This window comes from Micromonospora arborensis, assembly GCF_003205615.1.
Lineage (GTDB): Bacteria > Actinomycetota > Actinomycetes > Mycobacteriales > Micromonosporaceae > Micromonospora > Micromonospora arborensis.
Map to the genome: position 1 here is coordinate 428,598 of NZ_PYBV01000005.1, position 11,649 is coordinate 440,246.

The following is an 11,649-nucleotide window of genomic DNA, read 5'->3' on the forward strand; positions in this document are numbered from 1 at the left end:
GCCGCCCGTTGGTCAGCGAGGGTGGGTGTCGGGTTCCGGGTCCGGCGACTGCAGCCGGCCAGTCACCGCCGTCAACGGTGTGGTCACCGCACCGCTGAGGATCGCGGCGAAGGCCCGTGGGGGTGCGAACCTCGGCCGGCGGGCGGAAATCCGCCGGTACTCAAGGAGCGGGTCCAGCACCGGGTGTCGGTCCCGGAGCGGTTCCAGCGGGTCGGGGCCGGCACCGCCGGGCTGCCAGCGCGGCGGGTCGGTATCCGGTTCATCGCCGTCGGAGCACGGAAGCACACCCAGGTCGGTCAGGAGCCGGCGGACGGCCGGGCCGTCGTCGGGGTCGACCTGGCGATCGACCAGCCGAGCGATCGTCGTACGCAGCTCGGCAAGCTTCTCGGCGGCGGTCGGTCCGAGCCGGATGCGGTCACCGATACCGGTACGGGTGTCGGGGTTGAACTGGTAGCCGAGGTGCTCGACGGCCAGCAGTGGATTCGTGGCTGCCGCGATCGCGACGGCGGGAGCGGCGTTCAGCCGGGCGAGGATCACGCCGGCGCGGGCCTGCAGGTCGGAGAAGGTGTTGATCTGGTCGGCCATCGGGCCTCCCACCACTGGTGGTGTCGTTGCCTGAACCCTAGGCCGTCACACCGCTCGCACCACGCCCTATGTCCGCAGGATGACACAGGGTAATCGACGCAGGTCAGCGGACTGGTGGGCGATCCCAACCGGCAGGCAGCCCATCCGGTACGCCCCAGTTCGGCGGCGGGGCGTAGTCACACCAGGTGCCGTCGAACGGGAACACGCCCGCCTCGGCGAGGCCGATCACCCGCTCCCCCTCGGCGCGGACCGCCTTCTCGTCGGTCACCCAGTAGTCCTCCGGAAAGGCGAGCCGCTCGACGAACTCGTCCTCGTCCTTCCACTGCCAGGTGCGATCCGAGGCGACGAGCACGTCCAGGTCCTGGTCGATGACGTCGACGCCAGCCGTCGGACCGTCGTCCCAGCGGACGCCGGGCTCCTCCAGATTGACGTACCAGTGGCTGAACCGGCCCGCCGCGTCGCGGAACCACCAGACGGAGTGCGCCGCCCCGGTGGGCAGAAACTTCAACAGCGGCGGCCCGTTCCAGCGCCCCTCTGCGAGCTGGTACGTCGGCGTGATCCAGTCGGCGAACGGCAGCCGCCGCATGGTCAGGCCGACCCCGTTGACCTCGTGCGCCACCGGCGAGCCCTCCGCGATCCAGAGCAGCAGCCCCCGCTCGTCGTCGAGGACGACCCGCGCCGGCCGGACCCACCCGATCCGCCCCCGTCGCACGTTCCGGTGCAGGATCAGCCGACCTGGCTCGAAGCGGTCGACGGTCACCTCAGTAGGCGCGGGCGAGGATGGCGACCAGGCCGGGCTCGTCCTCCGAGTCCGGCACCGAGCCGTCGGCACGCAGCAGGCAGCGCACCGTGACGCCCTGCCCGTTCGCCTCGGCCTCGCCGGCCACGCCGACCGCCGACCACGGCACCCGGGCCCAACCGGTCGCGGCTGCCTCGATCGCCTCGGCGAGGGTCGCCACCTCCACCGTGCGCGACTCGCGGTTGGCCAGCGCCTGGTCGTGCAGCACCTGCTGGTCGGTCTCCAGGGCGGCCAGCACCGCACCGACCACGTCGGCCACCGGCGTCGGCGACTTCGAGCCGTCCGTCCGCCGCACCACCACCGCGTTGCCGGCGGCCAGATCGCGGGGGCCCACCTCGACGCGTACCGGGTAGCCGCGCAGCTCGGCGTCGACGGCCCGGCGGCCGAACGGGGTGTCGGTCCGGTCGTCGAGCGCGACCCGGACACCGGCGTCGCGCAGGCCGTCGCGCAGCTTGGCCGCCGCCTCGCCCACGCCGTCGCCGTCCTTGACCACCATGACGTACGCCTGGATCGGCGCCAGCTTCGGCGGCACGCGCAGACCGTTGTCGTCGCCGTGCGCCATGATCAGGCCACCGAGCATCCGGGTCGACGTGCCCCAGGAGGTGGTCCAGGCGTGCTCCCGGCCGCCCTCCTTGGAGGAGTAGCTGATGTCGAACGCCTTGGCGAAGTTCTGGCCCAGCTCGTGGCTGGTGCCCAACTGCAACGCCTTGCCGTCACCCATCATGCCTTCGCAGGTGTACGTGGCGGTCGCGCCGGCAAACCGCTCGCGCGCCGTCTTCAGGCCCACCACGACCGGAATGCCGATCACGTTGACCATCAGGTCCTCGTACGCCTCGTGCAGGATCCGCCGCGCGTACGCCCGGGCGTCCTCACGGGTGGCGTGCGCGGTGTGCCCCTCCTGCCAGAGGAACTCGCTGGTACGCAGGAAGATCCGCGGGCGCAGCTCCCACCGGACCACGTTGGCCCACTGGTTGAGCAGCAGCGGCAGATCCCGGTACGAGTCGATCCACTTGGCCATGAACTCGCCGATGACCGTCTCACTGGTCGGGCGCACCACCACCGGCTCGGCGAGCGGCTTGCCACCGCCGTGCGTGACGACCGCCAACTCCGGCGAGAAGCCCTCGACGTGCTGGGCCTCACGCTTGAGGTAGCTCTCCGGAATGAACAGCGGGAAGTACGCGTTCTCCGCACCCGCCGCCTTGATCCGGGCGTCCATCTCGAGCTGCATGCGCTCCCAGATGGCGTAGCCGGCCGGACGGATGACCATGGTGCCGCGGACCGGGCCGTTGTCGGCCAGCTTCGCCTTGGCGATCAGGTCCTGGTACCAGCGGGGGAAATCCTCCGCACGGGGAGTGAGCACGCGTGCCATGACCGCACATCCTATGCGCCACGCGGACGACCACCGCGCCCGGGAGTCGCCGTCGTGTCCAGCGACCCGCCCGTGCGCTGCGCCGCCCCCTCCTCGCGCCGCCCGCACCCCGATCGAGCAGACCGCCCCGGCCCTGGCCGACCTCGCCGTACACCTCTTCACCGCCGCAACCCCAGCCCACCCGCTGACCCACGTGGCACGCAGACCCGGCAAGACGCGCACAGCGCGCAGAACACGTACGTCCGCAGACAACAAGATCGCGCTCGTGTCCGGTTTGTTCCCTGGGGGGTGGGGTGGGTCGTCTCCTCGGGCTCACCCAGGGTCGGCGAGGGGTCGACTCGGACGTGATCGACTCCATGTCGCCGATGTGGCGGTATCCGTGTTGCGAGATACCGCCACATCGGCGAAACGGAGTGGATCACGCCAGCCAGCGGGCAGGCGCGGACACAGGGCGGGCGCGGGCGCGGGGCAAGGACCGGCGTGGGGCAGGGTCAGCGGATCACTTGGCCGCGCAGGATCGTGCGGGCGGGGGCGCGGACGACGCGCAGGTCACTACGGGGGTCCTCGGGGTAGACGGTCAGGTCGGCGAGGCCGCCCTCGACCAGGCCGGGGAAGCCGAGCCACTCCCGGGCGCCCCAGGATGCGGCGGCGAGCACGTCGATGGGCGCCATGCCGGCCTGCTCGTGCAGCAGCAACATCTCCTCTGCGGCCAGCCCGTGGTCGATGCCGCCACCGGCGTCGGTGCCCACGTAGATCGGCACGCCTGCCTCGTGGGCGGCACGCACCACGTCGGGGAAACCGTCGCGCAGCGCGAGCATGTGCTCGGCGTACCCGGGGAACTTGGCCCGCGCCTGCTCGGCGATGCCCCCGAAGGTGGCGATATTGATCATCGTGGGGATCAGCGCGGTGCCCTGACGGGCCATCTCGTCGATCAGGTCGAGGCTCAGCCCGGTGCCATGCTCCACCGAGTCCACCCCGGCCCGCACCATGATCTCGACAGCGGACTCGGAGAAGGTGTGCACGGCGGCGCGTACCCCGGCGTCGTGCGCGGCCCGGACGGCCGCGGTGAGGGTGTCCGCGTCCCAGGCCGGTGCCAGGTCGCCCACGCCCCGGTCGATCCAGTCGCCAACCAGTTTCACCCAGCCGTTGCCGGCCCGCGCCTGCGCGGCCACCGTCGCGGCGACCTCGGCCGCGCCGACCTCCACGCCGATGTCGCGCAGGTAGCGCTTCGGCGGTGCGACGTGCCGGCCAGCGCGGGCGAGTCGCGGTAGGTCCGACTCGTCGTCCAGTTCGGGGTACGGGTACGGCGAGCCGGCGTCGCGGATCGCCAGCACCCCGGCGTCCCGGTCGACGTGGGCCAACTCGCGGGCCTGGTCGAGGGAGGTGATCGGGGCGCCACCTCGGGCGATGCCGATGTGGCAGTGCGCGTCGACCAGCCCCGGCAGCACGAAACCGCCGTCGACGACGGTCTCCGCACCGGGCACCGGGGTGAAGGTCACCCGGTCGCCGACCAGCCAGAGATCCCGGACCTCGTCGTCGGGGAGCAGCACGCCGCGCACATGAAGAGCCATGCGCACAGTCCTACCCGATCACCTCTTCGCCCGTTCGAGGACCTCCTGTCGGCGGCGCGTCCACGCCGGCAGGTCCAATATCACCTTCCATGGGCGGTCGATGGTGACAAGGCCATCGGTCTCCACGCTGGGTTCGTAGCCGCCCTTGGGGCTGAGCAGCAGCTCGGTGAAAGTGATCTTCTCCCGCAACGGGTCGATCACCCAGTACGCGGCGACGCCGGCGTTGGCGTAGATGCGAACCTTCTCGCGCCTGTCACGAATAGTGGAGTCCGGCGAGATCACCTCGACCGCGAGCAGGGCATCCTGCACCGGCACGGGTGACCGGTTGGCCTGCTCGACACGGATGACCACCACGCCCGGTCGTGGCTCGTTACGGCGGTCGATCGACAGCGACTGGTCCATGCTGACGAAGAAGTCGTCCGGGCAGGCGAGTTCCAGGGCGAACATGACGCGACCGCAGATGAACTGATGCAGCGGTGTGGGGGACGGCACGATCAACCTTCCGTTGATCAGTTCGTACGGAAGGTCCTTCGGCAGCTCGCCGAGATCGTCGACCGTCCACTCGTGCCGCTCCGGCAGGATCGGGGCTGCGGTCATGACATCTCCTTCCAGGGGGCGACATCACCCTAAGCAAGGGTGATGTCGCCCGCCGTCACCGACACGCGTCAGCGCGGGCCCTTGTCGCCGCCCTTGCCGAGCTTGTTGAAGTCGATCTTCGGAAGCTTGAAGCCGGGCGGCAGGCCCTGGCCACCGGCGAGGTCGTTCGGGTCCAGGCCCGGCGGGAGCTGCGGCATGCCGCCGGGGAAGCCGCCCGGCAGCCCGGCGCCCGCACCGGTACGCGGACGACCGCCACCCTTGGTGCCCTTGCGCTTGTTCTTCGGCGACTTGGTCGCCTTGCGCCGGCCACCGCCGGGCAGGCCCATCATGCCGCCCATCTGCTTCATCATCTTCTGCGCGTCGGCGAAGCGGTTGAGCAGTTGGTTGACGTCCATCACGGTGACCCCGGAACCGTTGGCGATGCGCGCCCGGCGGGACCCGTTGATGATCTTCGGGTTGGTCCGCTCGCCCGGGGTCATCGACCGGATGATCGCGGTGACCCGGTCGAAGTGGCTGTCGTCCAGCTCGGAGAGCTGGTCCTTCATCTGCCCCATGCCGGGCATCATGGCCAGCACGTTGGCGATCGGGCCCATCCGCCGCACCGCGATGAGCTGGTCGAGGAAGTCATCCAGGGTGAACTGCTCGCCGCCCATCAGCTTGGCGGTCATCTTCTCCTTCTGATCGGAGTCGAAGGCCTGCTCGGCCTGCTCGATCAGAGTGAGGACGTCGCCCATGCCGAGGATCCGGCTGGCCATCCGGTCGGGGTGGAAGACGTCGAAGTCCTCCAACTTTTCGCCGGTGGAGGCGAACAGGATCGGCTGCCCGGTCACCTCGCGGACCGACAGCGCGGCACCACCACGGGCGTCGCCGTCGAGCTTGGAGAGCACCACGCCGGTGATGCCGACGCCATCGCGGAACGCCTCGGCGGTGCGGACGGCATCCTGACCGACCATCGCGTCGATGACGAAGATGACCTCGTCCGGCTGGACCGCGTCGCGAATGTCGGCGGCCTGCTGCATCATCTCGGCGTCGATGCCGAGCCGGCCGGCGGTGTCGACGATGACGATGTCGCGGGCCGCCCGCTTCGCGTGCTCGATCGACGCGCGGGCCACCTGCACCGGGTCACCGGTGCCGTTGCCGGGCTCCGGGGCGTACACCTCGACGCCAGCCCGGCCACCGAGCACCTGGAGCTGCCCGACGGCGTTGGGGCGCTGGAGGTCGGCGGCGACGAGCAGCGGCTGGTGCCCCTGACCCTTCAGCCAGCGGGCCAGCTTGCCGGCCAGAGTCGTCTTACCGGAACCCTGGAGACCGGCCAGCATGATCACCGTCGGCGGCTGCTTGGCGAACTGGAGCCGCCGGCCCTCGCCGCCGAGCACGCTGATCAGCTCTTCGTTGACGATCTTGATGATCTGCTGGGCCGGGTTCAGCGCCTGCGAGACCTCGGAGCTGCGGGCCCGCTCCTTGACGGCCGCGATGAAGCCCTTGACCACCGGCAGCGCGACGTCCGCCTCCAGCAGCGCGAGGCGGATCTCGCGCGCGGTGGCGTCGATGTCGGCGTCGGTGAGCCGCCCCTTGCCGCGGAGCTTGGTGAAGATCCCGGACAGGCGGTCACTCAAGGTGTCAAACACGCGAACATCCCGTTTGTCAGTGTTCCGGCGGGCACAACGCGGCCGGCACTGCGGAGTCCGGCCACCGCTAGGGTAGCCGCCCGGCCGCGGGGCCGCTGTCGCCCGGCCCGGCCCGCCGCGGCCGTCACTCTGACACCAACCCCGACTGGTACGCGAAGACGACGAGCTGGGCCCGGTCCCGGGCTCCCAGCTTGCCCATCGCCCGGCTGACGTGGGTCCGCGCGGTCGCCGGGCTGACCACCAGCCGTACGGCGATCTCCTCGTTGTTCAGGCCCTCCCCGACCAGGCCGACGACCTGACGCTCCCGGTCGGTGAGCGCGTCCAGCCGGGGGTGCGGACGAAGCACCCGGGACGGCCGGGTGGCGAACTCCCGCACCACCCGTCGGGTCACCGACGGCGACAGCAGCGCCTCCCCCTCAGCGACCAACCGGATCGCCCGGAGCAGCTCAGCCGGTCGGGTGTCCTTGGTGAGGAACCCGCTCGCACCGTGCCGCAGCGCGTCGAAGACGTACTCGTCCAGCTCGAAGGTGGTCAGCACCACCACCCGCGTACCGGTCAGGTCGGGGTCCGCGACGATCCGCCGGGTCGCCTCGATGCCGTCGATGCCGGGCATCCGGATGTCCATCAGCACCACATCCGGCCGTTCCCGACGCGCCAGCTCGACCGCCCGCAGCCCGTCGGCCGCCTCTCCGGCCAGCGCCAGGTCGTCCTCGCTCTCCACCAGCGCGCGCAGACCGAGCCGGACCAGGTCCTGGTCGTCGGCGATCAGCACCCGGATCACGCGGTCGACTCCAGCGGCAGCCGGGCGGAGACCCGGAACCCGCCCCCGGCGTGCGGCCCGGTGGTCAACCGCCCACCCAGCGCCGCGACCCGCTCCCGCATCCCGGCCAGACCGTGCCCGCCGACACCGTCACCGTCGGCGGCCAGATCGATCCCGTCGCCGGCCGCGCCGGTCCCCCGGTCGGTGACCTCGACGGTCAGCTCGTCGGCCCGGTAGTCGACGGTCACCTCGGCGTCGGAAACCCCAGCGTGACGCAGCACGTTCGTCAACGCCTCCTGCACCACCCGGTACGCGGCCAGGTCCACCGCCGCCGGCAGTTCCCGAGGGTCGCCGACCACGTGCAGCTCGACGGCGAGGCCGGCCCCGGCGAGCCGGTCGCGCAACGCCGCGAGCCGGGCCAGGCCGGGCACTGGACCACGCTCCGCGCCCTGCCGTACCGCGCCCAGGGTGACCCGGAGTTCGTCCAACGCCTCCCGGCTGGTCCGACTGATCGCGGTGAGCGCGGTCTCCGCCTGCTCGGGTCGTTTCGGCAGCAGGTGCAGCGCGATCTCCGCCTGCATGCTGATCGCGGCAAGCCCGTGCCCCACCACGTCGTGCACCTCCTGCGCGATACGCAACCGCTCCTCGTCGGTCTGCCGCCGAGCCTGCTCGGCGCGACTGCGGGCCTCCTCGGCCCGGCTGCGCGCGGCCGTCTCGCGGTTGACCCGCACCACCACCCCCACCGCGAACGGTACGACCACCCAGGCCGACGTGGGCAGCACCGCCGTCCAACCGGAGGCCGAGCCGAGGGAGACGATGACGTGCGCGAGGAGCAGAACGAATGCGCCACCGGTGGCGAGTGCCGCCGGGCGCACCGGCAACCGTGCCGCGACGGTGTACACCGCCACCAGGAGCGTCAGCAGGATCGGCCCGTACGGGTACCCGATCACCAGGTACATCGTGGTGGCCACGCTGACCACGGCGAGGACCGCCGCCGGCGCCCGGTGCCGCGCCGTCAGGGCCAGCGCGGCGACCACGATCAACACCCGACAGGCGGCGTCCACCGGCCTCGATCCGGGTTGGTCGTCGCCGGCCAGGCCGGTGCCGAATAGCCCGATGACGAGCAGCGCCAGGGCGAGCGCGACGTCCGCCGCCGCCCACCGCCATCCCCGCTGATCCCCGCGCCACATGGCCGTCATTCTGCCCGCGCCGACGGGCCTCGGCGTGCGTCCACGAGCGGGACCGCACCTACGCTCCCCGACGTACCCGCTGCCCCACCCCTCGGCCGCACGCCCGGCCACGCATCCCGGCCGCGCTTCCGGGCCATGCTTCCCCGGCCGCGCTTCCGGGCCATGCTCCCCGTCACACCCTTCCCGCCACGTCTCTTCCTGCTCGTGGCCTGGCCTCCGACTTCAGGCGGCGGCGGTCACCCCGCCAACGAGGCGGATCAGCGGGCTCCGGAGTGGAACGGTCGGTGGCGGCGGACACCCCCGTGAGCGATATGACACAGAGGTATAAATATGCCTCAGAGTCATACCGCTCACAGCGAATAGCTGGCTCGCGCGGAGCGCGCTCCGGTCGCTCAGGACCGACCACCGCAGCCGCGAGCCGCAGAGACCGGCAACCCGCAGGACCGCCAAGCCGTGCGGGGCAGCCCGCCCGGCGAGGGCCGCACAGCCGCCCAGCAGCGGGCGTGGGATCAGACGGCGGCGAGGACCGCGGCTTCCAGGCGTGCTCGGGCGTCGTCGTCCGGCCAGCCGCCGACCAGGTAGAAGGCGTCCACCACGTCCGCGCCGAGTGTGGAGATGCGGGCCGCCCGGACCAGGGCTCCCACGTCGTCGAGCGCGCAGGTGACCCGGTAGAGCAACCCGGCGGCGTCGGCGGCGCGCAACTCCAGCAGCACCGCGTCGGTGGCCGCCTCGCGGTGCCAGACGACCCGGGGGGCCGCACCGCCGCCGCGGGCGGCGAGCGCACGGCCGCGCAGGCGCTGGGTGACCGACACGTCACCGCCGACCGCCCGGCGCAGGTCGGCACGGAGCGACACCGGATCCGGCGGCAGGCCGTAGCGGGGTTGCACCCGGCACTCGACCAGGGCCCGGCCGTCGACCACGGACGCGTCCGCGGAGATCACTTCCAGTCGGTGCAGGGCCAGGCAGCCGGCGACCGTGGCGAGCAGACCCCGCCGGTCGGCCGCGGCGACCGACACCCGGTCCCCGGTCAGGTGGACGACTGGCAGTGGCCCGGCCAGCAGCTCCGGGTCCGGAGCCGGGGGCTCGGGCAGCACGCCGGTGTCGAGTGCGGTGCGGACCCGGGCGACCAGCTCGGCGACGAGCCGGCCCTTCCAGTCCGACCAGGCCGCCGGCCCGGTCGCCGCCGCGTCGGCACGGACCAGCGCGTGCAGCAGGTCGAGGGTGCCGGTGTCGCCGACCGCCTCGGCCACCGAGGCGATGGTGACCGGGTCGGCCAGGTCCCGGCGGGTGGCCACGTCGGGCAGCAGCAGGTGCAACCGGACCAGCGTGCCGATCAGTGCGACTTCGCTGGGTGGCAGACCGATCCGGGTCGCCACCGCCTGGGCCAGTGGCACACCGACGGTGCTGTGATCACCGGTGAGGCCCTTGCCGATGTCGTGCAGGAGGGCACCGAGGAGCAGCAGGTCGGGGCGTTCCACCTCGCGGGCGTGCCGGCTGGCCTCATGAGCGGCCTGCACGAGGTGCCGGTCGAGGGTGTAGCGGTGCACCGGGTTGTGCTGGGGCAGGCTGCGCAGCCGGGTCCACTCGGGCAGCCAGCCGTCGACCAGCCCGTACCGGTCGCAGGTCTCCCAGGCGGGCACCAGGCCGGGACCAGCGCCGAGCAGGGTGGTCAGCGCGGCCCGGGCCTCAGCCGGCCAGGGCGCGGGCAGCGGCGGGCAGTAGGCCGCCAGCCACTCGCAGGTGGCCCGGGCGATCGGGAGTCGGGTCGTCGCCGCCGCGGCGGCCACCCGCAGCGAGAGGCTCGGGTCGGGGCGTGCCCCGATCGCCGTCCGGGCCAGCACCAACTCGCCGTCGTGCTCGACCACGTCGCGGGCCACCGGGCGGCGCACCGGGCGACCGTTGCCGCCTCGGGACCGGCCGGAGCGCAGCCGCTCGGCGGCACGGAACGCGTCATCCAGAGCGTGGCTGACCGTGCGGGCGTCACCGGCGACCCGCCGCAGGAGGGCGTCGCCGTCCTCGAGAGCAAGCAGGGCGGCGACTCCGTCGCGCTCCTGGGCGACCAACCGGTCGACCCGTCGGCCGACCTGCTGGTGCAGGGCGTCGCGGGTGTCCAGCAGGCGCAGGTGGGCGGCGCGCACGGCCGGGCGGAGCGCGTCGGTGATGCCGGCGGCGGAGATCGCCCGCAGCAGACCCACGTCGCGCAGGCCACCGGCGGCCTCCTTGAGGTCGCCCTCCAGCAGGAACGCCAGCTCACCGTGGGCCTGCCAGCGGGCGGCGGTGACCTCCCGCAGGCCGGGCAGGTGACGTACGGCGGTGCGCCGCCAATGATCGGCGGCGGTGCGGATCAACGCGTCGGCCAGCGCCTGGTCGCCCACGACCAGCCGGGCGTCGAGCAGCCCGAGGGCGACCTTGACGTCGTCCTGGGCGACCGAGAGAGCCTCGGCGACGGTACGGACCGAATGGTCGAGCCGCAGGCCCGCGTCCCAGATCGGATACCAGATCGAGGCGGCCAACTCGTCCGTGCCCGGCACGCCCGCGTGCAGCAGAACCAGGTCGAGATCGCTGTACGGAGCACACTGCCGCCGACCCAGCCCCCCGACAGCGAGCAGTGCCACCCCGTCCCGCCCGGCCAGCAACCCGCGCAGAAACGAGTCGTAGGCCGCGGCCCGTGCCAGCCGAGCGGCCTCGCCGATCCCCCTGGGAACGCCGACGACCTCGTTGACCAAGAGGTTCGCGTCGCCGTCACCGGCGTGCCCTGACGCGTTCTTCTTGATCAACGAGGTCATGTCAGTCTCGGCGCGATCAGAGTGCGTCTAGGCCGCGTTCGCCGGTACGAACCCGGACGACCTCTTCGACACCGGTGACCCAGACCTTGCCGTCACCGATCTTGCCCGTCCGGGCTGCCCCGACGATGGCGTCCACGACCTTGTCGACGTCGATCTCGTCGGTGAGCACCTCGACCCGGATCTTGGGCAGGAACTCGACCGTGTACTCGGCACCCCGGTAGACCTCGGTGTGCCCCTTCTGCCGCCCGTACCCCTGAACCTCGCTGACGGTCAGCCCGGCCACCCCGAGGGCGTGCAGGGCCTCCTTCACCGCGTCCAGCTGGTACGGCTTGATGACCGCGGTCACCAGCTTCATGTCCAACCC

General features: G+C 72.2%; 10 protein-coding genes. All 10 read right to left on the bottom strand.

Annotation, left to right across the window (positions count from 1 at the left end; translation table 11 throughout):
- Positions 1-12: 12 nt before the first annotated feature.
- Positions 13-585, bottom strand: coding sequence for a hypothetical protein (locus C7C45_RS05035; RefSeq protein WP_110562435.1), 573 nt, complete (start codon positions 583-585; stop codon positions 13-15).
- A gap of 103 nt (positions 586-688) precedes the next feature.
- Entirely contained in the window at positions 689-1,345 is a 657-nt protein-coding gene (locus tag C7C45_RS05040) for a ribonuclease FAU-1 family protein (protein WP_280101369.1), read from the bottom strand.
- A 1-nt stretch (position 1,346) separates the two neighbouring features.
- A complete protein-coding gene (proS, locus tag C7C45_RS05045) occupies positions 1,347-2,753 on the bottom strand; it encodes a proline--tRNA ligase (RefSeq protein ID WP_110562436.1) in 1,407 nt (468 codons plus the stop codon).
- Between the two features lie 491 nt (positions 2,754-3,244).
- Positions 3,245-4,324 carry an amidohydrolase family protein gene (locus C7C45_RS05050; protein ID WP_110562437.1) on the bottom strand — a complete coding sequence of 360 codons (1,080 nt, stop codon included), beginning with the start codon at positions 4,322-4,324 and terminating at the stop codon, positions 3,245-3,247.
- An 18-nt stretch (positions 4,325-4,342) separates the two neighbouring features.
- Entirely contained in the window at positions 4,343-4,921 is a 579-nt protein-coding gene (locus C7C45_RS05055; RefSeq protein ID WP_110562438.1) for a Uma2 family endonuclease, read from the bottom strand.
- Positions 4,922-4,989: 68 nt separating this feature from the next.
- Complete coding sequence (ffh, locus tag C7C45_RS05060; RefSeq protein WP_110562439.1) at positions 4,990-6,549, bottom strand: signal recognition particle protein; 1,560 nt, start codon at positions 6,547-6,549, stop codon at positions 4,990-4,992.
- A gap of 124 nt (positions 6,550-6,673) precedes the next feature.
- Positions 6,674-7,330: a response regulator transcription factor gene (locus C7C45_RS05065; RefSeq protein ID WP_110562440.1), complete on the bottom strand. Its 657-nt coding sequence runs from the start codon at positions 7,328-7,330 to the stop codon at positions 6,674-6,676.
- Positions 7,327-8,499 carry a sensor histidine kinase gene (locus C7C45_RS05070; protein ID WP_244200244.1) on the bottom strand — a complete coding sequence of 391 codons (1,173 nt, stop codon included), beginning with the start codon at positions 8,497-8,499 and terminating at the stop codon, positions 7,327-7,329. Before C7C45_RS05070 ends, C7C45_RS05065 begins: the two co-directional genes overlap by 4 nt.
- A gap of 509 nt (positions 8,500-9,008) precedes the next feature.
- The gene (locus C7C45_RS05075) at positions 9,009-11,285 is read right to left on the bottom strand and encodes a [protein-PII] uridylyltransferase (RefSeq protein ID WP_110562442.1); all 2,277 of its coding nucleotides are present in this window, start codon (positions 11,283-11,285) and stop codon (positions 9,009-9,011) included.
- A gap of 16 nt (positions 11,286-11,301) precedes the next feature.
- A complete protein-coding gene (locus C7C45_RS05080) occupies positions 11,302-11,640 on the bottom strand; it encodes a P-II family nitrogen regulator (protein ID WP_172862163.1) in 339 nt (112 codons plus the stop codon).
- Positions 11,641-11,649 lie beyond the last annotated feature (9 nt).